The sequence below is a fragment of the Plantibacter sp. Mn2098 genome (assembly GCF_049319745.1).
Classification (GTDB): Bacteria; Actinomycetota; Actinomycetes; order Actinomycetales; family Microbacteriaceae; genus Plantibacter.
This window is the reverse complement of record NZ_JBMOUH010000002.1, coordinates 440,757-467,731: the sequence shown is the minus strand read 5'-3', so window position 1 is coordinate 467,731 and position 26,975 is coordinate 440,757. Positions and strand designations below refer to the sequence as shown.

Sequence of the window (26,975 nt, the reverse complement as noted above, 5' to 3'; positions counted from 1 at the left end):
CTCCACGGCGCCACGCACGAACCCCTCCAGCGGTGCGTCAGATCACCGACGTTGCAGACTGAGCTCATCGAGGATCCGCTCGATCGCGATGAGTTCCCCCACATCGAATCGCGGTCCGGCGAGCGCGTCGAGGTTGCCGTCGAGCTGCTCGACACTCGATGCTCCGACGAGCGCGGTGGCGACCGTCGCGTCACGCAGCACCCAGGCCAACGACATCTGGGCCAGTGTCTGCCCCCGCTCCACCGCCAGATCGTTGAGCGAGCGCACTGCGCGAAGCGTCCCGTCGTCGAGGGCGTCGGCGGAGAGCGTCTGCCTTCTCGCCGCACGCGAATCGCTCGGCACTCCGTTGAGGTAACGACCGGTCAACACCCCCTGGTTGAGCGGCGAGAACGCGATGATCCCCAATCCGTTCCTCCTCGCCAGCGACAACAGGCTGTCGGGTCCGTCCTCGATCCAACGGTTCAGCATCGAGTACGACGGCTGATGGGCGATGAGCGTTCCGCCCAGCCGGGACATCGCGGCGAGAGCGGCTTCGGTCTGCACGGCATCGTAGTTGGAGATGCCGACGTACCTGGCTTTGCCAGCTTGGACGGCCGATTGCAGGGCGCCCATCGTCTCTTCGATCGGCGTCTCCGGATCCGGGCGATGGCTGTAGAAGAGGTCGACGTGATCCACGCCGAGCCGCGACAACGACTGGTCGAGGCTCGAGAGCAGGTACGTGCGCGATCCACCGTCGCCGTACGGTCCCGGCCACATGTCGTAGCCGGCCTTGGTGGAGAGCACGAGTTCGTCTCGAAGACCACGGAAGTCGCCGCGCAACGCCTGGCCCAGGTTGCGCTCCGCGGATCCGTACGGCGTGCCGTTGTTGTTGGCCAGGTCGAAGTGGGTCACCCCGCGATCGAAAGCGCGGCGGAGAATCGCATTCCGCTGCTCGGCCGGTCGCTCGTCACCGAAGTTCTGCCACAGCCCCAACGAGATGGGCGGGAGCCGGAGACCGCTGGCGCCCACGCGTCGGTAGACGGCGCCGTCGTAGCGGGCGGGGGAAGGGAAGTCGGTCATCGCGCGGCCTCTGCGGTCATCGGATCGGTGGAGGGTGTCGTGTCGTCGACGCGTGCCGCGGCTGAGGCGGCGAGGCGAGCCAACCGTCGCTCACGCTGCTCGCCGGGGTCCGGAACCGGCGCGGCGAGCAGGAGCGAGCGTGTGTACGGATCCTGAGGCCGCTCGGTGACGTCGGCGACGGATCCCTGTTCGACGATCCGCCCCCGGTACATCACGGCGACGCGATGGCTGATGGCTCGGATGACGGCGAGATCGTGCGACACGAAGAGGTAGGCGACGCCCGTCCGCTCCTGGATCTCCGCGAACAGTTCCAGGACGCGCGCCTGCGTCGTCAGGTCGAGGGCACTCACCGGTTCATCGCACACGATGAGGCGCGGGTCGATCGCGAGGGCGCGGGCGATCGCCACGCGCTGCCGCTGACCCCCGGAGAACTCGCCGGAGAACCGATCGGCGGCATCGAGCGGAAGGTTCACCTGCCCGAGCAGTTCGGCGACCCTGGCGCGGGCATCACCACGGCCGATCCCCTGGGCGAGCAACGGTTCCGCGAGGATGTCGCCGACGCGCATCGCCGGGTTGAGCGAGGTGTACGGGTCCTGGAAGACCACTTGGATGTCGCGGCTCAGGCGGCGGCGCTGCTGCTTCGTCGCCGTTCCGATGTCGGCGCCGTCGAAGGTGATCGAGCCGCCGGACACCGGGGCGAGCCCGAGGACCGCCCGTCCGAGGGTCGTCTTGCCTGACCCGGACTCGCCGACGAGCCCCATCGTCTCGCCCGGCCGCACGTCAAGGGAGACGCCGTGCAGGGCGCGGAACGACGTGCGTCGCCTCCCCGGGTACTCGACCACGAGATCGGTGATGGACAGCAGTGGCGCGGTCATGCGCGTCCCTCCTCGTGGGCGAGCGTCGGAGCGGCTGCGGCCGCAGACACCGGAATCTGGACGGACGTCGGAACCGGTTCTCGGTACTCGCGCAGCGGTGCGTGCTCCAGCCCGGAGCCGAGCAGGGCTCTGGTGTACGGATGACGTGGTCTCGCGAGGACGTCCGAGACCGAGCCGTGCTCGACGATCTCACCGCCGCGCATCACGGCGACGCTGTCGCACAGGTCGGCGACGACACCGAAGTTGTGTGTGATGAGCAGCACCGTCAGCTCGCGCTCCCGCTGCAGATCGCGGAGGAGTTCGAGGATCTCGGCCTGCACTGTGACGTCGAGCGCGGTCGTCGGCTCGTCGGCGATGAGCAGCTCCGGATCGCAGGACACGGCGCCGGCGATGAGGACGCGCTGCGCCATGCCGCCGCTGATCTGATGCGGGTATGAGTCGAAGACGCGTTGCGGATCGGTGATGCCGACGCGTTCGAGCAGTTCCAGCGACCGCCGCTTCGCCACGTCCTTGGAGACTCCAAGAGCGGACCGCATGGGCTCGCACAACTGTGATCCGATCGTGAAGGACGGGTCGAGGTTGCTCATCGGCTCCTGCGGGATGTAGCCGATCGAGGATCCGCGGAGGGCCCTGAACTGCTTGGCCGGGAGACCTGTGAGTTCACGGCCCCCGATGGCGATGCTTCCCGTCACGATGCGGCCACCGGCGGGCAGGAGCCCGAGCACGGACAGCGACACCTGCGTCTTCCCTGAGCCGGATTCACCGACGAGTCCGAGGATCTCGCCGCTTCGGAGCGACAGGTCGACACCGTGCACGACCTCGATGGCGCCCTCCGGGCCGTCGTAGGCGACCGCGAGGTCGCGGATGTCCAGGTACGCCTCCGGGTCGATCGCGTCCGAGGGCGCTTCGGGGGCGCCTGCCCCGCCCTGCACCGGTGGCACCGCTGCCGTCCGCACGGCCGCCGTCGAACCGGTCGTCGCCATGAGCTTCGCCCGACGCCCGCGCCCGACGCCGTCCGAACCGGCGAGCGCGTCCCGCACGCTGTTCGCGATGAGGAGCAGCGACATCGCGGTGATGCCGATCATCAGCCCGGGGGGCCACAGCAGGTGCGGGCCGTTGTAGAGGTTGTTGAAGGCGTCGAGGAGCATGCCGCCCCACGTCGGCGTCGAGGGATCGCCGAGCCCGAGGAACTCCAGCCCGGCCTGGACCACGATCGCGGCGCCGCCGATCGTCGCGCCCAGGATGATGATGGGCGCTCGGACCACGTACAGGATGTGGCGGGAGACGATCCGGACGTCCGACAGTCCGGAGACGCGCGCGGCGTCGACGTACAGTTCGTTCTTCACCGCGATGACCTGCGTGCGGACGACCCGGTAGAAGTTCGGCGCCATCATAAAGCCGAGGATGACCATCGTGAGGATCACGTTGGGCCCGACGACGGTGAACAGTGCGACGAGCACGATCGTCCCCGGGAGCACGATGAGGAGGTTCGCGACCCAGCCGCTGACGTGGTCGAACCAGCCACCGACGTACCCGGCGACGAGCCCGCTCGTGACACCGAGGAGGATCGCGACCGTGACGGTGGTCGCCGCCCCGAGGAGCGTCAGCCGGCCCGCGAACAGGAGGCGGCTGAGGACGTCGCGTCCAGCGCCGTCTCCGCCGAGGAGGTTGCCAGGCCCAGGAGGCGCGTTGACGGAGCCGAGCTGCGCGAGCGTCGGACTGGCGGGGCTGATGACGCCGGCGAAGACACTCACCAGCACGATGGCGAAGAGCACGATCGCGGGGACCACGAACAGCGGGTTGCGGAGGAGGCGATGGACGACGCCCTGGCGGGGCGCCCGCGGGCTCACGGTGCGGACGTCGACGGCGGTGTCGGTCACTGGACTCTCACTTTCGGGTTGACCCAGCCGTTGGCGAGGTCGACCAGCAGGTTGATGGAGACGACGAGGATCGACATCGTGACGATGACGCCCATGATGACGGGCAGGTCGCCGCGGATCGCGGACGTCACGGCGAGCGTGCCGAGCCCCTGGAGCGCGAACACCTTCTCGATCATGATCGCGCCGCTGATCATGCCGATGAATTGCAGCGACAGGACCGTGATCGCCGGCGGAGCGGCGTTCCGGAGCGCGTGCTTCAGGATCACGCTCCGCTCGGACAGGCCTCTCGCGCGGAGCGTGCGGATGTAATCCTTGGAGAGGACGTCGATGACCGCGCTCCGCACCTGTTGGGCGGTGGAGGCGATGCCACCGATGACGAGGGCGACGACCGGGAGGGTGATGGTCGCGATCCAGCCGAAGAACGATTCCGACGGCGGCACGTATCCGGTCGGAGGGAAGAGGCCGAGGCCCAATGCGAAGACGCTCACGAGGACGAGTGCGATCCAGAAGTTCGGGAACGCCTCCCCCACGACCGAGAAGACCTGCACGGTCCGGTCGACGCGTCCCCGGCGGACGGCGGCGAGGACGCCGAGCGTGACGCTGATGATCGTGGAGACGATGACCGCTGCGATGACGATCGAGAGCGTCAAGGAGATTCGATTGAGCACAGCCGATGCGACTGGTTCAGCCGTGAACCAGGAAGTGCCGAAATCACCCTGCAGGGCATGGACGAGCCAGGTGCCGTACTGCACCGGCAGCGGTTGATCGAGGCCCAGCTCGGCCTCCTTCGCGGCGAGCTGCTCCGGTGTCGCGAACTCGCCGAGCAGCGTTCTGGCGATGTTGCCGCTCGCGATGCTCATGAGCCCGTAGACGAGCGCGGTGATGGCGAACACGAGGACGAGCCCTGCGAGCAGTCGTTTGACGATGAACTGGATCATGATGCCCTTTCGTCGGTGGCGCCCGGCACGCCAGAGGGGAGACGGTGCCGGGCGCATCCGATCACTTCGTCGGCTGGTAGCCCCAGAGGTACGGGACGACGTTCTGCGGGTGCATCGTCACCTGGACGTCCTTCGCACTGAAGTACACCGCGTCGGCGATGAACCAGGGCGCGAACCACGCCTGCTCGGTGAGCCACGTATTGACCTTCTGCAGGGCGGCGGCGTAGTCGTCGGGATCCGTCGCGGTCTTCGCATCGGCGATGAGGGCGTCGAGCTCGGGGTCCTGGTTGTCGAAGACGTTCCACACGCCGGCCGGGATGATGCTCTTCTGCACATCCCACCAGGGGTCGCCAGCGGTCAGACGCATCCAGAACGCCGAGTACTTGCCCGACTGGATGCCGGTGACCCAGGAGTCGTTCGGGACCTTGTCCCAGGTGACGCGGATGCCGACCTCGCCGAGCTGCTGCTCCACGATCGGATTCGCCGCCACAGTGGCGTTCTCCGGAAGGAGGAGGTCGAAACCGTCGGGGTAGCCGGCCTCCGCGAGGAGCTTCTTGGCTTTCGCGGGGTCGTAGTCGTAGACGTCGTCGAGGACGTCGACGTGCGCGATGCTCGTCGTGTTGAACACCTGGTCGGTCGCGGTGCCGAAGCCCTGCTGGATGCTCTTGAGGATGCCCTCCGTGTCGATCGCGTGGTTGATCGCCTGACGGACGCGGACGTCGCCGAGCGCCGGGGTCACCTGCCCGGCACGGTCGACGAGGAGCAGTCCTTCCCGGTCGAGGGGCTGCTGGTAGACGGTGAGGCCCGCGGCCTTGGCTTCGGCGACGCTCGCCGGCGAGCCGGTGGCGCCGTCGACCTGTCCGGCTTTCAACGCGTTCATGCGGGCGGTGACCTCTGCCATCGGCATGAGCTTGATCGTGTCGTACGGGTAGGCCTTCGCGTTCCAGTAGTCCGGGTTCCGCTTGTACGTGTATGCCGTGCCCTGAGTGGTGTTCGCCGTGTCGAGCACGTAGGGTCCGGAGCCGACGGGGGTCGTCGCGATCGCCGGATCGTCGAGCGCCGCGGGGCTGCCCATCGCTCCGCCGACGAACGTCAGGTACGCCAGGAGGGCAGGATTCGGCTCGGTGAGGTGCAACTCCGCCGTGAACTCGTCGACGGGCACGACCTCCGCGACGGTCGAGACCATCACGCTGTTCTGGCCGGTGCCATTCTTCAGGTGCTCGACGTTGGCCTTGACCGCTTCTGCGTTGAACGGTGTCCCGTCGGTGAAGGTGACATCATCCCGCAGATCGAGGGTGAGGACGGTGTTGTCGGCGTTGTACTCCCACTTCGTTGCGAGCCCTGGTCGGATCGTCGCGTCCTTGTCCATCGTGAGGAGCGTGTCGTAGACCGGAAGCCAGTACTGCGCCCGATGGCCGTTCTCGAGGAGGGCAGGATCGAAGGAGTTGTTGTCCTGCCCAACCGCGAGGGTGAGGGAGGTCTTCGTGGCGGGTTTCGCAGGTCCTGCGCACGAGGCGGTCAGCGCGACGACACCGAGTGCCGCCACGACCGCGACGAGCAGTCGACGTGCACCCCCTGTTCGCGGCGGGTTCGTGAAGCGGTACATAAAGACTCCTATGTCTTGATGGATCGGGCGGAATGTATCAGCGGGATGTATCAGTCGGGATGGTTCGGTGCTGCGGATGATTCCAGAGGTGCGCCGGTCGACCTCGGGCGGATGGCCGACGCACCTCGAACAGGTCAGGCCAGCTGCAGGTCCAATGACTCGATGATCTCCGTCATGTTCTGCAGTGGAGCGAACCCGTGGTCGTCGAGTGCGTTCGCGAGCGGCATCCGGCTGATCGGGGTGATCTCCACTTCTCCCCGGTGCGACAGCCACTGCTTCGCCGAGCTCGGGTAGTTCACGTTGATCATGCGTTCTGCAACCGTGAGCAGGCGCTGCACGAGCCGGGTCTGCTCGTCATCGCGGGTCCCGTTGGCGCACAGCCAGACGACCAGCTCGGGGTAGAGACTTGAAGCGTATCCGGAGTGCCCAGATCCGCCGAGCTGCATGGACTCGATGACGGAGGAGATCTGCCCGTTGTAGAGGCGCATCGGGGTGCCCTCGGACACGGCGAGTTTGGCCGCCATGTCAGGCACGGAGTGACTGACGTCCTTGTGGAAGACGAATCGTCCGGTGTGCGCCGCCCATTCGTAGACGTTGGCCGGGACGAGACGCTTCCACGGCGTCGGGCATTCGTAGAACCCGAGCGGGATGTCGCCCGTGCCGTCCACGATGCGTTCGAGCTGCCCGGTCCACTGCGCCTCGGACGTCCCCTGGTCGCCGAGGTGGTTCGTGAGGATGATGACGGCATCCGCACCGACGTCGTGGATGCGCTTGATCGATTCGATCTCCTGCTCCGCCGTCTCCCCGAACGTCCCCGTTGCGACGACCGCGGCACGTCCCGCAGCTCGCTTCACCACACGGGCGGCGAGTTCGACCCGTTCCTCAGGGGTGAGGAACTCGACCTCGCTCGACCGGGAGTTCGTGAAGAGGCCCTCGCAACCCGCGTCGATGTACCAGTCGGTGATCCGATCCACCCCGTCCCAGTCGATCGTGCGGTCCCAGTTCATCGGTGTCAGCATCACGGGCCAAACCGCGTTGGTCATCAGTTTGTCGCTCGTCATCGAGATTCCTCCTGTTGTGTCCTGTCGAATACACGATCGCGTACCGACATGTGAATGACCGTAGAAGATTCAAAGCAGTACGGCAAGTGCTTAATCTTGCTTTTTGCGTGCATAAATGTAGAGTGGTCATCCATGAGAGATCTTCACGACGACCCACGCAGGGTCGGGGTGCGATTGGGCAGAGACGCCCTCTCCGCGCGCATCAGGACCGAGACCGTCGGTGCGACGTTCGCACGCCTCATTGCAAGCGGGGATGCCGAGACGCGCGCCGACCTGGCCCGTGTCACCGGACTCTCGAGAACGACCGTCAGCACCGGGGTCGAATTCCTGCAGGACCGCGGAGTACTGCGCACCATCCAGAACGCCGCAGGCCAGAACCGAGGACGACCCTCGGATTCACTCATCCTCAACGCGAGGTACGGGGTGATCCTCGTCGCAGACCTCGGGATAGCCTCCACCCGACTCAGCATCTACGACCTCAATCAGCGCACGGTCGCCCTGGAGTTCGTCGCCGTGGACTTGAGCACGGGACCGGAAGACAGCGTCCCAGTGCTACTCAACGCCTTCACGAGGATGATCGACGCCATACCGGAGCATCTCGGCCCGCCTCGCATCTGCGTCGTCGGCGTCCCCGGCCCGGTCGACGCCCGTCGCGGCGAGGCTTCGCGCCCTCCCATCCTCAGCGGCTGGAAGTCCTACGATCTCGCCGCGGCATTCGAGTCCGGTCTCGGCTGCTCCGTCATCGTCGAGAAGGACGTGAGCTTGCGCGCACTCGGCGAAGCACGTTCGATCGACCGCTCCCAGAGCCCCCTCGTCTACATCAAGGTGGCATCGGGCATCGAGGCCGGCATCGTCACGGCGGACGGCGAGCTCTATCGAGGAGCCCACGACGCCGCTGGCGACCTCGGCCACATCAGGGTCGTCGAGGCCGGTGATGCGCTCTGCACCTGCGGCAACACCGGCTGCCTCGCCACGATCGCGTCGACGACGTCCCTGGTCCAGGCGCGCGCGGCACTGAGAGGCCCCGATTCGGACGGCGAAACACTCGACGACTTCGAGGCGGCTATCCGCGCAGGCGAACCAGACGCCGTACGGCTGCTTCGGACCGCCGCAGGAGCGATCGGCGAGGTGACGGCCGGCCTGGTCAACTTCTTCAACCCGTCCAGAATCATCGTGGGCGGATCGATCGCATCGGTGAGCGACGACATCCTCGCAGGCGTGCGCAGCGTGGTGTACCAGCGGTCGTTGCCGCTGGCGACCCGCAATCTCACGGTCAGCGCACCGCGCCACGGACACCTGTCCGGTGCGGCCGGAGGACTGGCGCTTGCGTTGGAGAGACTGTTCTGCGCCGAAGAGCTCACAGACGATGAGCACCGATTCGCACTCCAGCAGGCACAACACTGACGCTGCGCTCGCCGTCGAGCGACGCCATCAGAACGTCACCCGCAGCAGGTACTGACCGCCATCCGGTCTGAACCAGGACACTTGCACGCTCGTGCGGCGCTCGAGCGCGGCGCCGACGACGTGCAGTTCGAGCGCGGAGCCGACCGGTACAGTGCACGGACCGACGGGCGTCATGAGCCCCGGCCCGAACAGCCTGGCGCGAACCCAGTGCACGGGCTCGACGCCGACGTTGCGCAAGCGGTACCGCGGGGCATCGTCTCGTTCCACGATGAACGGCACCCGGTACGCGACTTCACGGGACTCTGGACAGATGACCATCTCGACGGAACGACTCATGCCCGCAACTTACGCACACCCCACGACGCCGAACGCCTCCACCCGGCACTCCCGCACCGACATGTGGAGAACTCGTCCACAACCTCACCTGTGAGGTGGACCCAGAATCAGCGCCCGCACACCAAAAAGCGCCGGGTCCCGGAGGACCGGCGCTTCTGGAGAACGCTCAAGAAGCTGCGTCGCACCGATGATCCCGGCTGGACCGGGCATCGGCTCGAGCGAGCAGACTACTTCTTGTTGCGACGCTGGTGGCGAGTCTTGCGAAGCAGCTTGCGGTGCTTCTTCTTCGCCATACGCTTGCGTCGCTTCTTGATAACAGAACCCACGGATAACCTCACAAAATTGGGGGTATGGCCGCAGGAAACGCGGCCGACAGATCGATGCCTCAGGACAGTCTAGCTGATCCGACGGGCGCGTCGTTCACCGGGCGTTCGCCACGGCCTGATAATGACGCTCCATCAGTGATCGTGGCCAGCTAGCCGACGTCGGAAACGGGACGCTGCATCGCTGCTTGCACCGCCGTCTCCGGGACGCGGAACGACTTGCCGAACCGGATCGCAGGCAGTTCGCCGGAGTGCACCATCCGATACACGGTCATCTTGGACACGCGCATCACGTCGGCGACTTCGGCCACCGTGAGGAAACGCACGTCAGACAGGTCTTGCGACATGACACCCTCCCGGATCGGCCTGGATCAGCGCTCCGCCAGAGGAGCGCTGCACGCAACTCTAGAGGCAGCCGCAACTCCCTGTACATCCCCTTTGCACCACCCGTTGCCCCGCCTCATCTCGCGAGGGGTCGCAAATGGCTAGTCCGGCATGCTGTGGACTAGCCATTTGCGACACCTCGCGGGCTGACAGGCTGGCGGACGGGGTGGGGACTAGCGCTGGAGCTTCTTGGTGACGGCGTGGACGGCGTTGGAGACGGCGTGGGTCGTGTCCGCCGCGACCTTGCCGACGGTGCCGGCGACGGCCTTCGCCTGCTCGGGCAGACTCAACGACGCGAACGACGCGTCATCGTCCTCGCCGGCGTAGTCGACGCTGAGGAACGGGATCAACCAGTCCTCGATGTCTTCCAGCGGCGCGTAGTCCAGGCTGTAGTAGCGGTGCTGGCCCTCTTCACGGACCTCGACGAGACCGGCTTCACGCAACACCTTGAGGTGCTTCGACACGGTGGGTTGACTGAGACCCAGCTGCGCCACGATCTCGGAGACGCTCGTCCCTTGCGCACTGCTGTGGCGGTCGAGCAGCAATGACAGGATGTCGCGACGCGTCGTGTCCGCGATCACATCGAAAATGTCGGCCATAGCTCAACGATAGTGACCACCGGCGGGGAGTACCATGACACGGCACAGACTGCGACCACGAAGGGCCACATGAGCGGCAACGCGATGCAACCGCGTCGGGACATCACCGCCCGACACGGATTCGCGAGGATTCGCGAGATCATCAGCGATTTCGCGGCGAAATCGACCTCCAGATTCGCCATCCTCGTGTTCTCGTTCCTGATCTTCGTGTTCACACTGCTGTTCTCGCTCCCCATCGCGAGTCGCAGCGGAACCGTGACCCCGCTCGCCGACGCGTTGTTCACCGCGGTGTCGGTCATCTGCGTGACGGGCCTGTCAACCGTCGACATGGCGACGCACTGGTCGCTGTTCGGCCACATCATCGTGTTCATCGGCGTGCAGATCGGCGCCCTCGGCGTGCTGACGCTCGCATCGATCCTCGGGTTCGTCATCGCGCGACGGCTCGGCCTCCGCCAGAAACTCATGGCGGCGAGCGACACCAACCCGATGCGCTCCCACCACGGACCGGTCGCGGAGGGTCAGGCGGTGCGACTGGGCGAGATCGGCAACCTGCTCGTGACGGTCGCCGTGAGCGCCCTCGTGATCGAAGCCGGCCTCGCCGTGCTGCTGTTCCCGCGGATGCTGCTCGACGGGGTCAACGTGTGGGACGCCATCTGGAACAGCTTCTACTACGCCGCCATGGCGTTCACGAACACCGGTTTCACCCCCAACGCCGAAGGCCTGGCGCGCTTCGAGAGCGACTACTGGTTCCTGTCGATCCTCATGCTCGGCGTGTTCCTCGGCTCCATCGGCTTCCCGGTGATCTACGCGCTGAGCAGGAACTTCCGCCGACCACGCCGCTGGTCGTTGCACGTGAAACTGACGCTCGTGACCACCGCGATCCTGTTCGTCGTCGGGGCGGTGCTGTTCATCGCACTCGAGTTCAACAACCCGAACACGTGGGGCAAATGGAACCTCTGGGACACGATCTTCCAGGGCTTCTTCTTATCGGCGATGACGAGATCCGGCGGATTCTCGACGGTCGACATCTCCCAGCTCAACGGGTCCAGTCTGCTCGTCGCCGACATGCTGATGTTCATCGGTGGCGGCTCCGCCTCGACAGCCGGCGGCATTAAGGTCACAACCCTCGCCGTGCTGTTCCTCGCCGCGTTCGCCGAGGCGCGAGGCAACGACGGCGTCGAGGTCTTCGGCCGCCGCATCCCGCAGGACGTCCTGCGCGTCGCCGTCAGCGTTGTGCTGTGGGGTGCGACCATCGTCGCGATCTCCACGATCACCCTCCTGCAGATCACCAAAGCACCGCTCGACCACGTCCTCTTCGACGTCATCTCCGGCTTCGCGACCACCGGTCTCACCACCGGCCTGGCCGCGAATCTGCCCGACGAGGGCGTCTACGTGCTCGCCGCCACGATGTTCCTGGGTCGCGTTGGTACAGTGACACTCGCCGCGGCAGTCGCCGCGAGCCAACGCGCGCAGTTGTACAAACGACCGGAAGAGAGGCCAATCGTTGGTTGACCGCATCAAACACGACGCCCCGGTCCTCGTCATCGGTCTCGGCCGATTCGGTGCGGCATGCGCCGGCGAACTGGACCGGCTGGACCGCGAAGTGCTCGCGATCGACGACAACTCCGATCTGGTCCAGAAGTGGTCGGAGCGCGTCACCCACACGGTCCAGGCGGATGCGAAGAACATCGAAGCGCTGCGTCAGATCGGCGCCCAGGACTTCTCCGTCGCCGTCGTCGCCGTCGGGTCGTCGATCGAGGCGAGTGTGCTCATCACCGCGAACCTCGTCGATCTGAAAATCCCCCAGATCTGGGCAAAAGCCGTTTCACAGTCGCACGGCAAGATCCTCGCCCGCGTCGGCGCGAGCCACGTCATCTACCCCGAGCGGGAGGCCGGCGAGCGCGTCGCGCACCTCGTCTCCGGGCGGATGCTCGACTTCATCGAGTTCGACGACGACTTCGCACTCGTGAAGATGTACCCACCGAAGCCCATCCGCGGCCTCAACCTGACCGAGTCCGGCGTGCGGTCGAAATACCGGATCACGGTCGTCGGCGTGAAGTCGCCTGGGAAGCCGTTCACGTACGCGACGGCCGAGACCGTCGTGTCGAACCACGACCTCATCATCGTGTCCGGGACGTCGGCCGACATCGAGCGGTTCGCGAGCCTCGACAACTGAGCGGGGCGTCGGGCGACGCTTCGACAGGCTCAGCGACCGGGGACGGGGTCGGGGCGGCCGAGGACGCTTCGACAAGCTCAGCGACCGGGGACGGGGTCGGGGCAGCCGAGGACGCTTCGACAAGCTCAGCGACCGGGGACGGGGTCGGGGCAGCCGAGGACGCTTCGACAAGCTCAGCAACCGGGCGACCGGCGGGGTACAGGGGCGCCCTCGCGGGACCGCCAGCGCGGGTCCCTGAGCCTGTCGAAGGGCGGAAGGGAAAGAGCTCAGAGCGTCCTCGCGTAGCAGAGCGAGATGGCACTCCCGACGTACGGCCCGAAGTTCGGGATGGGCGAGTACCCTTCCCGCTCGTAGAACCGGATGGCGTCCGGCTGCTCCGTCCCGGTCTCCAGCCTGAGCTCCGTGACGCCCATCGCCCGAGCCTCGTCCTCCAACGCTCGGAGGACCGCTGAGGAGACGCCCGTCCCTCGCGATGCCGGCGCCACGAACATCCGCTTGATCTCGGCCGTCGCGTCATCGAGTCGTCGCAACGCCCCGCATCCGACCGGGCTCCCGTCCGCATCGAAGGCGACGAGGAACACCGCGATGTCGTCCGCGCTCGGCGGCGTCCCAGGCTCGTGGTCGTCGGATCCATAGCGGGAGTCGAGCTCCGCCCGCTGCGCCCGTCGCAGTTCGGCGCCGGCGGCATCGTCCCAGTCGGTGCGGGTGATCGTGATCGCCATCATGTGTCCTTCGGTGTGTGCAGCCAGTGCGGGTGTCGACGCGTCGGAGAGCAGGCTTCCTGACGCTCCGCTGCCAGCGCCGGCCGCGCCCCGGCACCCGTCGTGAATTCGTAACGAACAGTACGGTAACATCTGTTACGAGGTGATGCGACATGGCGAGACGATCCGATCCGGACGAGCAGACCGCCAGGATCTCGGAGGCGCTCTGGGACGTCCTGGCGACGAACGGGCCGCAGGGGCTGACGCTCCGCGCGGTCGCTGAACGGGCAGGCTGCACGACCGGGCTCGTGCTGCACCGCTTCCCGGACAAACGAGCGCTCCTGCTGCACGCCCGCGACCTCCTGCACGCCAGGACCGCCGAGCAGACCGAGGCGGTCGAAACGGCAGCAGCGTCCCCCACCGCGGCCGTGCGCGCAGTCCTCGCGCAGGCGCTCTCCCTCACCGCCTCGACCCAGCAGGAGGCGCGGGTGTGGCTCGGCTACCTCGCAGCCTCCCTCGGCGACGACGACCTCGCTGAACGGCATCGCATCGGCAACACCGTCTTCGTGGAGCGGATGCATCGCCTGATCGGGGCGGCGCGCCCCGACTGGGACGATGCGCACGTGTCCACAACGGCGATGGCGCTCCTCGCGCTCGTCGAAGGGTTCAACGTCCTCGGGACGGCGGATCTCGTCCGGTACTCCCCCGCCGTGCAGATGGCGGCGCTCGATCGGGCCTTGGAGGCGTTCGGGCTGGCGGTCGACGGCGGCGACACCGTGATCGCGGCATCGTGATCGCCCGAGAATCGGGAGCGGCCATCGGCGCACTGCTCGCGGACTATCACCTGCGCACCGAGGCGGAGAAGGCCGACGCGGGGTTGTCGACCCCGGTTTCGCGCGTCGAGGAGCTGCCTGCCCGGTATCTCGCCGAGATCCGGTCCCCCGAGGTCGTGTTCCGGGACGACACCGTGCTCGTCGCCCGTGTCGACGGTGAGGCGATCGGTTGCGCGGTGCTCATGCGCCCGTTCGACGGCATCAGCGAGCTGAAGCGCCTGTGGGTGTCGCCGAGCGCACGTGGAACCGGTGTCGGCGGTCGTCTCGTCGCATCGGCGATCGAGGTCGCCACGACATCACCCGCATCACCGGTAGACCGACCCGACCGCGCGATCCGTCTGTCGGTCTGGGACTGGCGGCACGGTGCCATCGGACTCTACGAACGACACGGATTCCGCGAGGCGCCCAGCTGGGAGGAGCGCGACCGCCTGCGGTGTTTCCAACTCCGTCTGCCTGACGCCGTGCATCGTGATCCCAGCCCCGTCCGCCCGACGCCGGGTATCGTGCTTCCAACGAGTCAACAACCGAGCCGAGGACGCCGAGCGGGAGGCGCAGGATGAACGAATCGACCGAGGACACCAGCACGGCGGCAACGGCCGATGCCGGAACGGCGAGCGCGTACATCGTCCGCGAGGTGGTCGAGGCCGACTGGCCGCAGTTGCGCGAGCTCAGGCTCGAGATGCTGGCCGACACCCCCATCGCGTACGGCGAGACGCTCGACGTCGCCCTCACGCACGAGGAACCGGAATGGCGGATGCGGGCACGCCGCGGACTGCCGGAGCACACGATCCTGCTCACCGCGATCCACCGGGAGACCGGCCGATGGGTCGGCACGATGGGCGGATTCGTCCAGCGGGAGCCTGGCGCACAGGGGCCGTTGCTCGTCGGCGTCTACGTGTCGCCGGAACACCGCGGACGGTCGCACGGCGTCGCCGAGGCGATGATCGGCAGAGTCGAACAGTGGGCGGCCGGCGAGGCCGATTCGCTCCGGCTGATCGTGCACGAGGACAACGCGCGCGCCATCGCCTTCTACCGCCGGTTGGGCTACGTCCCGAACGGGCGCACGATCCCCTACGTCCTCGATCGGACTCGCAGAGAACTCGAGCTGGAGAAGCCCCTCCGCTGAGCCGGGCGACCGGGCGGATCAGGACGCCGCGAGTTCCTCCGCGCGCGCGATCGCCGCTGCCGTCGCCTCATCGAACATGCCCTTGAGACCGGCGTCCTGCATCACGGCGAGCGCCCGCTCGGTGGTGCCCTTCGGACTCGTGACGTTGATGCGCAGCTGCTCGGGGGACTCGTCCGATGCTGCGAGCAGCTCGGTCGCGCCACGGAACGTGCCGTTGACCAGCACGGCGGCCTGCTCCGGTGTGAAGCCCAGGTCGATCGTCGTCTTCGTGAGTTCCTCGATCAGGTAGAACACATACGCGGGGCCGGAGCCGGAGATCGAGCTGAGCGCGTTGATCTTGTCCTCAGGGACGACTACGACCTCGCCGACGGTCTCGAAGAGCGCCTGCACGGCCTGCAGGTCGGCGTCGCTCGACCTCGTGCCTGCCGCGACACCCGTGACGCCCAGTCCGACGAACGACGGAGTGTTCGGCATCGAACGGATGACGGAGACCGATGCAGGGAGCAGCGACTCGAACGTCGCCACCGTGACCCCGGCGGCGATGCTCACGACGATCGTGCCCGGCGTCAACGCATCGCCGATCTCCCGCAGCAGGTCCGGGACCATCGCCGGCTTGACCCCGACGAGCACGATCTTCGCGCCGGCGGCCGCACGACGGTTGCCGTCCGGATCGGATTCGAGCGCGATCGACGTCACACCGGGAAGCTCGGCGAGCGCCGCGGCCTTCGCAGCCGTGCGGTTCGTGACGGTGATCCCGCCGTCGACGACGACGCCTGGCTGGACGAGCCCGCGCAGGATGGCACCCCCCATCGAACCGGCTCCGATGATGGCGATACTGGGCAGCGTTGTGGTCTCGGTCACCCCGCAAGTCTAGGCTGGCAGCGTTGGACAGTGGAGGGCTGGGCATGGAACCGACCGCGGGCGACACGACACACGACACAACCGGCGCGCACCGGCTCCTGACGACCGTCGACCGGCTCGCCGGAGGCCGCAAGGCCGGCATCCGGGTCGGCGATGACGCCAGGACGCACCCGAAGACCAGGCGAGCGTTCACCACGATCGCCTGGCTGCTCGCCGCGGAGTTCGTGATCGGGATCGCCGCGGTCGTCGTCGCGATCGTGCTCCTCACGAACGGTGCGGACGTGCCGTGGTCCGTCTGGATGCGGAGCCTCGTGGTGCTCGGCATGACCGCGACGCTGTTCTACTTCGCCTGGCGGGCGGCCGCAGGATACGTCTGGGCATACTCTCGGCTGCGCCTGTTCAGCAAGATCTTCCCCGTCGTGACCCTCGTGATCGCCGCGATCCCCGGCTTCTACCCGCTGTGGATGGTGACCGAGCAGATCGTGTTCAGCCTCATCCTGATCGGTGTGGCCGACTACCTCGACTCGGACCACATGCGGGCGACGTTCCGGGCGCCGGTGGCGGGGTAGGGGCTGGGGCGCACTCGGCCGGTGCGGTTGTCGGGGTGGGCCCTTCGACAAGCTCAGGGACCGAGGAGCCCTTCGACAAGCTCAGGGACCGGGGGCCTCGATCGACTCAGGGACGGGTGGGCCCTTCGACAGGCTCAGGGACCGGGGGCCTCGATCGGCTCGGGGAGCGGGGCGGGCTACTTTGTCAGACAGGTGCCGGAGGCCACCGGCTGCGTGAGCGACGGGGCCTGCGCCACCACGGGCATGACCTCGTCCATCGCGAGCGCGTACCCGATGGGCGCCTCGTTCGCGTCGCGCGCGAACACCACACCCGTCACGGCGCCGTCCTCCGTGAGCAGCGGACCGCCGGAGTTGCCCGGCCGCACCTGCCCGGCGAGCGTGACGACCTCTCGCGGGGCCGGGTTGGCGCCGGTGATGTCCGCGACCATGCTCTGAGCCACCGTCATCACCCGGGCTCCGCCCATCGTGAACGGCCCGCCGAACGGGTACCCGGCAACAACGGCGACCGACCCGGGGGCCGGGTTCGGCGCGAGCGCGAGCGGCTTGGCGCCCAGGCCGTCGACGCGCACGACCGCGATGTCGTTCACGGGGTCGAAGTAGACGATCGTGCCGGTCTTCGGCACCGCGCCCGGAACCTCGACGACGGGTTCGTTGACACCGGCGAGGACGTGCGCGTTGGTCATCACGAGGTCGTCGGCGAACACGAACCCGCTGCCGGTGGACCCGCGCCCGCACTGCACAGCGTTGCCGCTCACCCGGACGACGGATGCGCTCGCCGCGACGAGTGCCTGGGAGTGGGTGTCGACATCGGGAACAGCCGGGACCTCCGTCGTGCCGCCGAACGCCTCGATGACCCGCTGCGATGCTCCGTCGACGACCGTCGAGCGCAACTGCGCCATCGCCGCGGTGACCTGCGGCGGCGTGTACCGGTCGATCGTGCGGATCACCGCGGACGACCCGACCGCCTGCGAGAGCACCGGGATGCCGAGCGATCCGACGCCGACGGCCGCCGTGACGACGACGAGCGCGGTGACGACGACGTTGAGGACGGCGCCCAGGAACCGCTCGATGACCCGCAGCGGCGTCTTGTGCAGCGCCGACCCGATGAGTCCGCCGATCGCCGCCCCGATCGAGTAGCCGACCGCCAGCAGGACCAGCCCGGCGCCGACCGCGGCGAGACCTCGCCACTCCGGAGCAGGGACCCAGCCGGCCACGAGCGGGATGGCGAAGAACGCCGCGACGCCGCCGGCCGCGAGCCCGATGAGGCTCCCGAGGCTGCCGACGAGGCCCGTCCGCCAGCCGCGGATCGCGAACGCGACGAGCAGCGCGATCAGCACGATGTCGAGGATGATCCCAGGCTCCATCCACAGATCCTCCCATCCCCGCCCGACACCCACCTCCGGGAACACTGGGAAGCTCGCTCCAGGCACCCTCCGTTTCCCGGACGAGGTCGGCGCAGACGCCCGCGCGCAACCGTCGCGCAGCTGCCGCTGAACACCGGAGAGAAACTCACCCGCGCGCCCGCCCGCCGGTCCCCTAGTATTGACTCCTCGACTGACTGGGGAGTCCACGAATGAGTGCTTCTGGCGGCAACAAGGCGATCATCGCGGCCTTCTCCGCGAACCTCGGCATCGCCATCACCAAGTTCATCGCCTGGGCGTTCTCCGGATCGTCCTCGATGCTCGCGGAGGGCGTCCACTCGCTCGCCGACTCCGGCAACCAGCTACTCCTCCTGCTCGGCGGCCGCAAGGCGAAGAAGGCGGCGGACACCGAGCACCCGTTCGGGTACGGCCGTGAGCGGTACGTGTACGCGTTCGTCGTTTCGATCATCCTGTTCTCCGTCGGCGGCGTGTTCTCCGTCTACGAGGGCATCGAGAAGCTGACGCACCCGCACCCGCTCGAGAACTGGTGGATCCCGATCCTCGTCCTCGTCATCGCGATCGGGCTGGAGAGCTTCTCCCTCCGCACCGCGATCTCGGAGAGCAACCCGCTCCGCGGAAAGCAGTCGTGGGTGCAGTTCGTGCGCCGCGCGAAGGCGCCGGAGCTGCCCGTCGTGCTGCTGGAGGACGTCGCCGCGCTCACCGGTCTTGTGTTCGCGCTCGTCGGCGTGGGCCTCACCGTCATCACGGGCGACGGCACCTGGGACGCGATCGGCACGCTCGCGATCGGCGTCCTCCTCATCCTCGTGGCGATCATCCTCGGCGTCGAGACGAAGAGCCTGCTCGTCGGCGAGGGCGCGTCGGACACGGATCAGGCGGCGATCATCCAGGCGATCGAGGCCGGCCCGGAGATCGAGAAGCTCATCCACATCAAGACGCTCTACCTCGGTCCGGACGAACTGCTCGTCGCCGCGAAGCTCGGTTTCGCGACCGATCGCCCGCTCGGCGACGTCGCGGCGGCGATCGACGCGATCGAGCAGCGCATCCGGGCGGCCGTCCCGATCGCGCGGGCGATCTACCTGGAGCCCGACGTCTACCGGGCGGCGAAGGGACCACGTGCGGCTGCGGAACCGCTTGCAGCTGCTGGACCGCGCTCGTCCGAGAAGCCGCTGCCGCCGAAGGCGCCGCTGTCGACCGAGGCCATCGTCATCAAGGGCGAGGACTGACGCTCCGAGCCGCACGGTAGCGTTCGACGTCCGCAGCGACCTCCTCGGTGACGAGCTCGGCATTGATGACCGCGCCGGCCATCATCCCCGACGCGGCCGCCACAACGACCTGCCCCATCGGGTTGCTCGCGTTCCCCACCGCCCACACGCCTGGCACCGACGTCCTGCCCTGCGCATCGGCATCGATCATCGTCCCCACACCGGACGGGTGCGGCACAGGCTCCAACCCGAGGGCGGCGAGCGCCCCGGCCCGGACCGCGAACCTCGGGCCGACGACGACCGCCTCCACCGCGTGCGCCGAGCCGTCCTCCAGGACGAGCGCGGTGATCGCATCGTCCACGACCTCCACCGATGCGACGATGCCACGCACCACGGGGATCCCCCGCGCGGCCAACTGCTCCAGTTCCTCGGCGGTCGGCTCGGGCGCCGTGCCCAGGTACAGGGTGACGTCATCGCTCCACTGGCTGAAGAGGATCGTCTGGTGCATCGCCATCGGGCCGCTGCCGAGGATGCCGATGCGCTGATCGCGCACCTCCCAGCCGTGGCAGTACGGGCAGTGCAGGACGTCGTTGCCCCAGCGCTCGCGGAGGCCGTCGACCGGCGGGAGTTCATCGACGACACCGGTCGCCAGGACGATGCGCCGGCCGAAGAGGACAGTCCCGTCGCCGAGTGCGACCGCGAAGCCGTCCGCCGTCCGCTCGGCCGTCTCAGCCGAGCCGTCGAAGAACGAGACGCCGTACTGCTCGGCGTCTGCGCGGCCGATCCGGACGAGTTCGAGCGGGTTGACGCCCTCCCGGCTGAGGAAGTTGTGGACGCCTTCCGCCGGTGCGTTCCGCGGCTCGCCCGCGTCGATCACCGCGACCCTCCGGCGTGCGCGACCGAGCGCCGTCGCCGTACTGAGGCCGGCGGCCCCTCCGCCGAGGACGATGACGTCGAAGCGTCGCTCGTCCGCGGGGTCCGGGGTCGTGGTGGTGGTGGGCCTGGGGTGGGCGCTGACCGGGTCTTGGGCGTTGTCCGGGTGCTGTGCGTTCGTCATCGTGATACCTGCTCCTCGTGCTTGGTGCTTGGTGCTTCGTTGCCTCCATGCTCGATCCGAGTTCTCCAAAACGACAAGCTTCGTTGCCGAAGTGGCAAACTGGAGGGATGAACGACACCACGGAAGCCGTCCTCACCGCCGTCGGGCCGAGGCTGCGGGCGCTGCGGACGAAACGCGACGTGACGCTCGCAGACCTGTCGGCGGAGACCGGCATCTCGGTCAGCACGCTCTCCCGACTCGAATCCGGACAGCGACGCGCCACCCTGGAACTCCTCCTCCCCCTCGCGCGGGCATACGGCGTCCCCCTCGACGAACTCGTCGGAGCGCCCGCAACGGGCGATCCGCGCATCCACATCCGTCCTGTCGACAGGCACGGGATGACGATCCTGCCGCTCAGCCGCGGCGTCGGAGCTGGCGATGCCGGCGGCCTGCAGGCGTTCAAACACCTCATCCCGACGAGCACACCGGTGAAGGAGCCGACGCCGCAGGTGCACGAAGGCTACGAGTGGGTCTACGTGCTGCGCGGCAAACTGCGGCTCGTCCTCGGCGAGCACGACCTCATCCTCCCGGCCGGGGAGGCGGCGGAGTTCGACACCAGGACGCCGCACTGGTTCGGACGGACCGACGACGGCGCCGTCGAGTTCCTCAGCCTGTTCGGCCGCCAGGGCGAGCGGATGCACGTGCGAGCTCGGCCGTCGTCCGCCACCGCCGATCGGGCGGCGTCAACGCGCTCCGTCTGAGCGGTTCGGGACTCAGGGCGCGACGTCGCCGCTCGCGCCGCGGAAGAAGTCGGTCAACAGTGCAGAGCACACCTCGGCGTCGACCCCCGCGTACACCTCGACCCGATGATTCAGCCGGCGATCCCGAAGCACGTCGTACACCGAACCCGCCGCACCGGCCTTGTCGTCCCAGGCGCCGTAGACGACCCGCGGGATGCGGGAGGCGAGGATCGCGCCGGCGCACATCACACACGGTTCGAGCGTCACGACGAGCGTCGCCCCCGTCAGATGCCAGTCCCCCGTCGCAGCAGCCGCCGCCCGGATCGCGACCACCTCGGCGTGCGCGGTCGGGTCCTGGTGCAGCTCCCGCTCGTTCCGTCCGATGCCGATGACCGCACCATCGGCATCCAGCACGATCGCGCCGACCGGCACGTCCCCCGTCGCAAGCGCAGCCCTGGCCTCAGCGACGGCGATGCCCATCCAGTCCGAGAACTCGCCCGGAACCTCCATGCCAGCACCCTTTCGAACCGTGGAATCCACCGGAAACCGATAGATTGAAGCCTATGCGAGTGCACGTAGCCGATCATCCCCTCATCACCCACAAGCTCACGGTGCTCCGCGACAAGCGCACACCGTCACCGGTCTTCCGGTCACTCACGGAAGAGCTCGTCACCCTCCTCGCGTACGAGGCGACCCGCGGCGTGACCGTCGAAGAGGTCGAGATCGAGACCCCCGTCACCACGACCGTCGGCGTCCGCATCAGCGAACCGCGCCCCCTCGTGGTCCCCATCCTCCGCGCCGGCCTCGGCATGCTCGAGGGCATGGTCAAGCTCCTCCCGACGGCGGAGGTCGGATTCCTGGGCATGGTGCGGAACGAAGAGACCCTCCAGCCCACCACGTACGCCGAGCGACTCCCGGACGACCTGTCCGACCGCCAGTGCTTCGTCCTCGACCCGATGCTCGCGACGGGCGGGTCCCTCGCAGCAGCGATCGACTTCCTGTTCCAGCGCGGTGCCGTCCACGTGACGGCCATCTGCCTCCTCGCAGCCCCCGAAGGCCTCGAAGCGCTCGATGCGGCGACGGCCGGCAAGGACGTCACGATCGTGCTCGGCGCGCTCGACGAGAAGCTCGACGAGAACGGCTACATCGTTCCGGGCCTCGGTGACGCCGGCGACCGCCTCTACGGACTCGTCTAGTCCGTTCCTCGCTTCGCTCTTCTCTCCGCTCTTCTCTCCTCCTCTCTGCGCTCTCTGCACGATGGCCGGATGACACACGTCATCCGGCCATCGTCGTCCCTTCCACAATTCAGGAACTTTCGCTGAATTCAGGACGAAACCGCTCGAAATGGGCCCCAAACGTCCTGAATTCTCGAAAAGTTCCTGAATTGTGCGAGCAGACGACGGAGCGATGAAGTCGGACGACAGCGAGCGAGTCTGATTGAGCGCACAAGAGGCGACGCAATAAAACGTCATTTGGCGCAAAGACTTGACACACGTCTTCCATTCGGGTTTGATTTCCAACTATGACGACCAACGCGCCCGCCCTGACCTCCCTTGAGGCCCCTGGGAACGCCGGCATGATGATGCCCGGCGGCGCTGTTATGTGTTGTCGAATGTGTCGCTGACCCGATCGCTCCAGCACAGCACCCCTCCCGCGGAGCAGGTGCACTGACGGGCCCCAGCCGAGTTCGCTGCTCCACCTGAGCCGAACTCCCGGATGCTGGCACCATCCGCCACCGGCCATCGCGCCATCACCGAACCACGGACCCTCCCGCAGCCGCACGACCGGCGCCCGGGTCCATGAGCCGAACGCTCAGGTTCACCGAAGCATCATCACTTCATAAGGATTCATCCCATGTCTCTTGCAGCCGTTCAGACCTCTCACGCCGTCTCCCCGATCCGCATCGCCGAGGCCCCCCGCCCAACCTCAGCTCCCCACGTCCGCGCCGTTCCGGCCGGTCCCGAAGCTCGTGGATTCGTCCTCTACGTCGGACTCGACGAAGCCAAGGCGGCAGCTGCCGGCACGAGCCTCGGTGAGATCGTCGAGGCGATCAAGGCGCTGACTGCACAGTTCGCTCCGACGTCCGAGACCCATGCGGCAGTCGCCCTCGCTCCTCGCGGAGCCGGTGGCCGCGACATCGACGTCGTCCGTCTCGCCCTCCAGGACCCCTCGGCCCTCGCCGCGAACCGCCAGGCGACCGATGAGGAGCAGGACCGCGCGCACGACGGCGTCGTCGTCGACATCTCGCGCAAGCGTCTCGTCCTCGACAACGAGGCGGCACCGCTCACCTACAAGGAGTTCGAGCTCCTCCAGTACCTCGTCCTTCGCGAAGGACGCACGATCGAGCGCGCAGAGCTCATCTCATCGCTGTGGCGTGCTGGTGACGAGGAAGAGGTCCCGAACGAGCGCACGATCGACGTCCACGTCCGTCGTCTCCGCTCGAAGCTCGGCCGCTACGAGGACATCGTGCGCACCGTCCGCGGTGTCGGCTACCGGTTCGACCGTCACGCCGACGTGTCGATCCGCTACGCGAGCACGCCGTCGCCCGACCTCTTCTGAGTTCGACGCGGGGGTCGGTCGTCGGGCTGGCGCTTTATCCGCGGCTCGCACGCTCCGTCCGCGAGTCTCCGGCTTCCACCCATCGCGCATAACTCCTTCGATTCGCAACTCGGTTCGACCGAGATCCCCGAAATTCCGCGGATCGCCAATCCGGCACCCTCCGATTTGAAGGAGTTGCGCTCGATGGCGGCTCGACCAGGCCGGTGGACGAGAGTGGTGAGTGAGATCGCTGGATGAGCGGGCTCAGTCGGTCGGAACGGGATCAGTGGGGTCGGAACGGGCCAGCACGTCCGAAGATCGGAACAGCCAGCACGTCCGAACGACGGAAGAACCAACCGGCCGAAGGACGGAGCGGGTTCAGTCGGCCGACGAGGTCGACGCGGAGGACGCCGAGGAACCGGACGACGCGGCAGGACCGACGGACGGCGCGGGCACCGGCCGGGTCGCGAGCTTCCACACGCCGTAGACGGCCATCGCACCGGCCACCACAAACGCCACCAGGGCGTACCACGGAGCGTTCGACGCCTCCCCAAGCACCACGATGCCGATACCGACGGCGACGATCGGATCGATGACCGTCAACCCTGCGACAACCAGCTCCGGCTGCCCCGTCTGATGCGCCTTCTGCACGAAGAACCCGCCCAGGATGCCGGCGGCGGCGAGTGCGACGATGCCCACGACCGTGAGTCCCTCGAAGTTCTGCGTGATGACCCGGTTGATGACGACCTTCGCGAGCGTCACCACAAATCCGTAGAGGACACCAGCGGCGACCACGAAGAACACCGTGTTGAGCTTATGCCGCAGGAACGCGTACGCCGCGACGAGCCCCACGATCACGATGCCCAGCATCACGAGGATGATGATGAGCTGCGGCTGCTCGATCGGCTGCTCGACGGCATACAACGCGGCGACGATCACAAACAGTCCGATGCCGACGACGCAGAAGATCATCGCGTGGATCTGCGCCTTGTCGATGCGCGTGTGCGTGAGCCTGGCGTTCAACAGCGCCGTGATCACGAGCGCGATCGCCCCCAACGGCTGCACCACGATGAGCGGCGCGAACCCGAGCGCGACGAGCTGGAACACGACCGCGAGCCCCAGCATCACCGTGCCGATGATCCACGACGGACGACGCAGCAGCTTCGGCAACTGCCGCAGCCCGAACGCGGACGATGCCGCCTCGACCTTGCCGACACCGCGCGACTGCAACTGGGTGCCGACCGCGAGGAACACGGCGCCGACGAGCGCGAACGGGATGCCGATCGCCTGGTACGGGGTGACCGAGATCGTCGGGATGTCGACCTCCGCCCCCGGCCACACCGACAGCCCGGCCAGGCCCGAGAGCCCGGCCGGCAACACACCGGTCGCACCGGCCGCAGCAGCACCGACCACCGCGAGGCCGGACACGACGGCCCAGTTCATCGCCGCCGTCACCATCCCGACCCCCATCAGCGGTTCACCGCCGGCGCGACATCGCCCTTCTTCGTCTCAGGGGTGAGCTTCGCATCCTGAGCGGGGAAGACGACCTTCTGCACGATGATGATGATCGATGCGGCGACCGGGATCGCGACGAGCGCACCGAGGATGCCACCGATCGCACCACCGGCGACCGCGGCGATGACCACGAGCGCACCCGGCACGGCGACCGCACGGTTCATGATCCGCGGGCTCAGGATGTACGCCTCGATCTGCATGTAGATGAGGTAGTAGATGATCGCGATGAGCGCGGTCACCGGCGAGATGAACAGGCAGATCACACTGTTGATGATCGACGCGCTGAGCGTTCCGACGAGCGGGATCATCGACCCGATGAACGCGATGAGCGCGAGCAGCGGCGGGAACGGGGCCCCGATGATCGACAGGAAGATGAAGCTCAGGATGCCGTTCACGAGCGCGAGGCTCACCTGTCCGACCACGTAGCGGCCGACCGCCTGCGTGATCTCCTCCAGCACCTGCGCGAACCCGTCACGACGGTACGCGGGGACGAAACGGTAGGTGACCCGCTTCATCGATCGCAGCGACGCCATGAAGTACAGGGTGAGGATGAGGACGATGATCGCGCCCGTCACCCCGCTCGCGATGCCGGTGCCGACGGCGAGGATGCCGCCACCGATCGACAGGAGGTTGTTCGGATCCTTGATGAAGTCGACGGCCTGCCCGAGGGTCTGGTCGATGTCGAAGTTCGGCCCGACGACCGTCTGGATCCAGTGCACGAAGTCGCTGTTCAGGAACTCCTTGGAGATCTGCGGGAAGTCGTTCACGAGGTTCGTGATCTGCGTCACGAGCAGCGGGACGATCGCGAAGATGATGCCGGCGAACGCCAGGATCACCGCGAGGACGATGATCGCGACGGCGGCGCCACGCGGAAGCTTCTTCTCGAGCCAGGCGACGAGCGGGTCGAGGCCGAGCGCGAGGAACAACGCGACGCCCACGTACACGAGCGTGGTGCTGAGCTGGGCGACGACGGAGCCGATGAGCAGGGCGACGAGTACCCCGAGCCCGCCGACGAGTCCGATGCGGAACGAGTTGACGTGCAGGCTCGGCCCGAATGCGGGCAGGCCGCTCACACTGCCGAGCGCGTTGCTGGCGGTCGTCTGAGCGGACTTCGAGGCCGGCTTGGCGGCGCGGGCGCTGGCCCGGCCCGCGTCGCGATCCTCTTGGTGGACCGCATCGCCGTCGTGTGCGGTGTGCTCGGCCCTCGCGGCCTTCCCCGTCACGCGCTTGAGTCGCTTCATCGTGCTCCCCCTCCATCGACCTCGTCGGTCGCTGATCCGTCGGCGTGTGCGCCTGCTGCGGATCGTCCATCACCAGTGTGGCCCGCCGCGGCTGCTTCCGCATCCGTCCGGGCGTCTTCCGTCTGCTCGTGCGCGGCGGCCTCGGCCTGGCCCTCTTCGACATGCACGTCGTTGACCGTCACGTCGATGTCGCCCGCGGTCATCCCGAGGAGCACCGTGATCGCGTGGGCGATGGCGGCGCGGACGTCGGAAGCGACCTCCTGCACGGGATGCGGGTAGTCGACGACGATGACGGCCGCCACCGAGACGACACCGTCCACGTTCGTGACCGTGACACCCTGCGAGTGATCCGTCGAACCGATCGCGTCACGCAGTGCGCCGAGCACCCGCGTCGCCCCGTCGCCGAGCGCGTACACGCCGTCGACGCCGGCCGCCGAGAGGCCGATGACCTTCCCGATCACCGAGTCCTGGATGGTCGTGGACCCCGGAACCGCGTCCGAACCGCCTGCACCATCAGCTTCGGCTTGGAATCTGTACATTCTCGGTCTCCTTCGTGCGCCGGTCGTGCCGACCGTACCAGTGTGTTTACA

At 67.6% G+C, this 26,975-nt stretch carries 29 protein-coding genes; 11 read left to right on the top strand and 18 right to left on the bottom strand.

What is annotated here, in order from left to right; all coding sequences use genetic code 11:
* Positions 1-42: 42 nt before the first annotated feature.
* From ACL9RL_RS04975 to ACL9RL_RS04950, 6 genes are all read right to left on the bottom strand, one after another.
* Entirely contained in the window at positions 43-1,059 is a 1,017-nt protein-coding gene (locus ACL9RL_RS04975) for an aldo/keto reductase (RefSeq protein ID WP_422779104.1), read from the bottom strand.
* Positions 1,056-1,934 (bottom strand): ATP-binding cassette domain-containing protein, encoded by an 879-nt coding sequence (locus ACL9RL_RS04970; protein WP_422779103.1) that lies wholly within the window; start codon positions 1,932-1,934, stop codon positions 1,056-1,058. Before ACL9RL_RS04970 ends, ACL9RL_RS04975 begins: the two co-directional genes overlap by 4 nt.
* On the bottom strand, positions 1,931-3,814 hold the full coding sequence (locus ACL9RL_RS04965; RefSeq protein WP_422779102.1) for a dipeptide/oligopeptide/nickel ABC transporter permease/ATP-binding protein: 1,884 nt from the start codon (positions 3,812-3,814) through the stop codon (positions 1,931-1,933). The genes ACL9RL_RS04970 and ACL9RL_RS04965 overlap by 4 nt, the downstream gene beginning before the upstream one ends.
* Positions 3,811-4,752: an ABC transporter permease gene (locus tag ACL9RL_RS04960; protein ID WP_422779101.1), complete on the bottom strand. Its 942-nt coding sequence runs from the start codon at positions 4,750-4,752 to the stop codon at positions 3,811-3,813. The genes ACL9RL_RS04965 and ACL9RL_RS04960 overlap by 4 nt, the downstream gene beginning before the upstream one ends.
* A 61-nt stretch (positions 4,753-4,813) precedes the next feature.
* Positions 4,814-6,358 (bottom strand): ABC transporter substrate-binding protein, encoded by a 1,545-nt coding sequence (locus tag ACL9RL_RS04955; protein WP_422779100.1) that lies wholly within the window; start codon positions 6,356-6,358, stop codon positions 4,814-4,816.
* Positions 6,359-6,492: 134 nt separating this feature from the next.
* On the bottom strand, positions 6,493-7,419 hold the full coding sequence (locus ACL9RL_RS04950) for a dihydrodipicolinate synthase family protein (RefSeq protein ID WP_422779099.1): 927 nt from the start codon (positions 7,417-7,419) through the stop codon (positions 6,493-6,495).
* 132 nt (positions 7,420-7,551) lie between these two features.
* Between ACL9RL_RS04950 and ACL9RL_RS04945 the strand changes: the two genes are divergently transcribed.
* A complete protein-coding gene (locus ACL9RL_RS04945; protein ID WP_422779098.1) occupies positions 7,552-8,823 on the top strand; it encodes an ROK family protein in 1,272 nt (423 codons plus the stop codon).
* A gap of 27 nt (positions 8,824-8,850) precedes the next feature.
* On the opposite strand, the gene ACL9RL_RS04940 is transcribed toward ACL9RL_RS04945, so the two are convergent.
* The 4 genes from ACL9RL_RS04940 to ACL9RL_RS04925 form a co-directional block, all read right to left on the bottom strand.
* Entirely contained in the window at positions 8,851-9,159 is a 309-nt protein-coding gene (locus ACL9RL_RS04940) for a hypothetical protein (RefSeq protein WP_422779097.1), read from the bottom strand.
* 227 nt (positions 9,160-9,386) lie between these two features.
* Positions 9,387-9,485, bottom strand: a complete 99-nt coding sequence (locus tag ACL9RL_RS04935) for a 30S ribosomal protein bS22 (protein WP_003792170.1) — start codon at positions 9,483-9,485, stop codon at positions 9,387-9,389.
* 149 nt (positions 9,486-9,634) lie between these two features.
* The gene (locus tag ACL9RL_RS04930; RefSeq protein ID WP_422779096.1) at positions 9,635-9,829 is read right to left on the bottom strand and encodes a helix-turn-helix domain-containing protein; all 195 of its coding nucleotides are present in this window, start codon (positions 9,827-9,829) and stop codon (positions 9,635-9,637) included.
* 210 nt (positions 9,830-10,039) lie between these two features.
* A complete protein-coding gene (locus ACL9RL_RS04925) occupies positions 10,040-10,465 on the bottom strand; it encodes an ArsR/SmtB family transcription factor (protein ID WP_422779095.1) in 426 nt (141 codons plus the stop codon).
* A 69-nt stretch (positions 10,466-10,534) separates the two neighbouring features.
* Between ACL9RL_RS04925 and ACL9RL_RS04920 the strand changes: the two genes are divergently transcribed.
* On the top strand, positions 10,535-11,977 hold the full coding sequence (locus ACL9RL_RS04920) for a TrkH family potassium uptake protein (protein ID WP_422779094.1): 1,443 nt from the start codon (positions 10,535-10,537) through the stop codon (positions 11,975-11,977).
* The gene (locus ACL9RL_RS04915) at positions 11,970-12,641 is read left to right on the top strand and encodes a potassium channel family protein (RefSeq protein WP_422779093.1); all 672 of its coding nucleotides are present in this window, start codon (positions 11,970-11,972) and stop codon (positions 12,639-12,641) included. The genes ACL9RL_RS04920 and ACL9RL_RS04915 overlap by 8 nt, the downstream gene beginning before the upstream one ends.
* 266 nt (positions 12,642-12,907) lie before the next feature.
* On the opposite strand, the gene ACL9RL_RS04910 is transcribed toward ACL9RL_RS04915, so the two are convergent.
* Positions 12,908-13,363, bottom strand: coding sequence for a GNAT family N-acetyltransferase (locus ACL9RL_RS04910; protein ID WP_422779092.1), 456 nt, complete (start codon positions 13,361-13,363; stop codon positions 12,908-12,910).
* 152 nt (positions 13,364-13,515) lie between these two features.
* On the opposite strand from ACL9RL_RS04910, the gene ACL9RL_RS04905 reads away from it, so the two are divergent.
* From ACL9RL_RS04905 to ACL9RL_RS04895, 3 genes are read left to right on the top strand one after another with little or no spacing between them, the layout of a single operon-like run.
* Positions 13,516-14,136 carry a TetR/AcrR family transcriptional regulator gene (locus tag ACL9RL_RS04905; RefSeq protein ID WP_422779091.1) on the top strand — a complete coding sequence of 207 codons (621 nt, stop codon included), beginning with the start codon at positions 13,516-13,518 and terminating at the stop codon, positions 14,134-14,136.
* Positions 14,133-14,735: a GNAT family N-acetyltransferase gene (locus ACL9RL_RS04900; RefSeq protein ID WP_422779090.1), complete on the top strand. Its 603-nt coding sequence runs from the start codon at positions 14,133-14,135 to the stop codon at positions 14,733-14,735. The genes ACL9RL_RS04905 and ACL9RL_RS04900 overlap by 4 nt, the downstream gene beginning before the upstream one ends.
* A complete protein-coding gene (locus tag ACL9RL_RS04895; RefSeq protein ID WP_422779089.1) occupies positions 14,732-15,301 on the top strand; it encodes a GNAT family N-acetyltransferase in 570 nt (189 codons plus the stop codon). The genes ACL9RL_RS04900 and ACL9RL_RS04895 overlap by 4 nt, the downstream gene beginning before the upstream one ends.
* Positions 15,302-15,319: 18 nt before the next feature.
* Here ACL9RL_RS04895 and proC read toward each other — a convergent pair whose 3' ends face one another.
* Entirely contained in the window at positions 15,320-16,162 is an 843-nt protein-coding gene (proC, locus tag ACL9RL_RS04890) for a pyrroline-5-carboxylate reductase (protein WP_422779088.1), read from the bottom strand.
* A 44-nt stretch (positions 16,163-16,206) separates the two neighbouring features.
* Between proC and ACL9RL_RS04885 the strand changes: the two genes are divergently transcribed.
* Positions 16,207-16,731 carry a hypothetical protein gene (locus ACL9RL_RS04885; RefSeq protein WP_422779087.1) on the top strand — a complete coding sequence of 175 codons (525 nt, stop codon included), beginning with the start codon at positions 16,207-16,209 and terminating at the stop codon, positions 16,729-16,731.
* A gap of 176 nt (positions 16,732-16,907) precedes the next feature.
* Here ACL9RL_RS04885 and ACL9RL_RS04880 read toward each other — a convergent pair whose 3' ends face one another.
* Complete coding sequence (locus ACL9RL_RS04880) at positions 16,908-18,095, bottom strand: MarP family serine protease (RefSeq protein ID WP_422779086.1); 1,188 nt, start codon at positions 18,093-18,095, stop codon at positions 16,908-16,910.
* Between the two features lie 209 nt (positions 18,096-18,304).
* On the opposite strand from ACL9RL_RS04880, the gene ACL9RL_RS04875 reads away from it, so the two are divergent.
* Positions 18,305-19,336: a cation diffusion facilitator family transporter gene (locus ACL9RL_RS04875; protein ID WP_422779085.1), complete on the top strand. Its 1,032-nt coding sequence runs from the start codon at positions 18,305-18,307 to the stop codon at positions 19,334-19,336.
* Here ACL9RL_RS04875 and ACL9RL_RS04870 read toward each other — a convergent pair.
* Positions 19,320-20,372 carry an NAD(P)/FAD-dependent oxidoreductase gene (locus tag ACL9RL_RS04870; protein WP_422779084.1) on the bottom strand — a complete coding sequence of 351 codons (1,053 nt, stop codon included), beginning with the start codon at positions 20,370-20,372 and terminating at the stop codon, positions 19,320-19,322. The genes ACL9RL_RS04875 and ACL9RL_RS04870 overlap by 17 nt on opposite strands.
* Before the next feature lie 107 nt (positions 20,373-20,479).
* Between ACL9RL_RS04870 and ACL9RL_RS04865 the strand changes: the two genes are divergently transcribed.
* Positions 20,480-21,112 (top strand): helix-turn-helix domain-containing protein, encoded by a 633-nt coding sequence (locus tag ACL9RL_RS04865; RefSeq protein ID WP_422779083.1) that lies wholly within the window; start codon positions 20,480-20,482, stop codon positions 21,110-21,112.
* A 12-nt stretch (positions 21,113-21,124) separates the two neighbouring features.
* Here ACL9RL_RS04865 and tadA read toward each other — a convergent pair whose 3' ends face one another.
* The gene (tadA, locus tag ACL9RL_RS04860) at positions 21,125-21,601 is read right to left on the bottom strand and encodes a tRNA adenosine(34) deaminase TadA (protein ID WP_422779082.1); all 477 of its coding nucleotides are present in this window, start codon (positions 21,599-21,601) and stop codon (positions 21,125-21,127) included.
* A gap of 53 nt (positions 21,602-21,654) precedes the next feature.
* Here tadA and upp point away from each other — a divergent pair, with 53 nt between their 5' ends.
* Positions 21,655-22,287, top strand: coding sequence for a uracil phosphoribosyltransferase (upp, locus tag ACL9RL_RS04855; RefSeq protein WP_422779081.1), 633 nt, complete (start codon positions 21,655-21,657; stop codon positions 22,285-22,287).
* Positions 22,288-22,945: 658 nt separating this feature from the next.
* Positions 22,946-23,650, top strand: a complete 705-nt coding sequence (locus ACL9RL_RS04850) for a winged helix-turn-helix domain-containing protein (RefSeq protein WP_422779080.1) — start codon at positions 22,946-22,948, stop codon at positions 23,648-23,650.
* Between the two features lie 357 nt (positions 23,651-24,007).
* Here the strand turns inward: ACL9RL_RS04850 and ACL9RL_RS04845 are convergent, their stop codons facing one another.
* The 3 genes from ACL9RL_RS04845 to ACL9RL_RS04835 are packed head-to-tail and all read right to left on the bottom strand — an operon-like array spanning position 24,008 to position 26,924.
* Positions 24,008-25,087 carry a DMT family transporter gene (locus ACL9RL_RS04845; RefSeq protein WP_422779079.1) on the bottom strand — a complete coding sequence of 360 codons (1,080 nt, stop codon included), beginning with the start codon at positions 25,085-25,087 and terminating at the stop codon, positions 24,008-24,010.
* Positions 25,088-25,098: 11 nt separating this feature from the next.
* A complete protein-coding gene (locus tag ACL9RL_RS04840; RefSeq protein ID WP_422779078.1) occupies positions 25,099-26,385 on the bottom strand; it encodes an AI-2E family transporter in 1,287 nt (428 codons plus the stop codon).
* Positions 26,382-26,924, bottom strand: coding sequence for an Asp23/Gls24 family envelope stress response protein (locus tag ACL9RL_RS04835; RefSeq protein ID WP_422779077.1), 543 nt, complete (start codon positions 26,922-26,924; stop codon positions 26,382-26,384). Before ACL9RL_RS04835 ends, ACL9RL_RS04840 begins: the two co-directional genes overlap by 4 nt.
* Between the last annotated feature and the right edge of the window lie 51 nt (positions 26,925-26,975).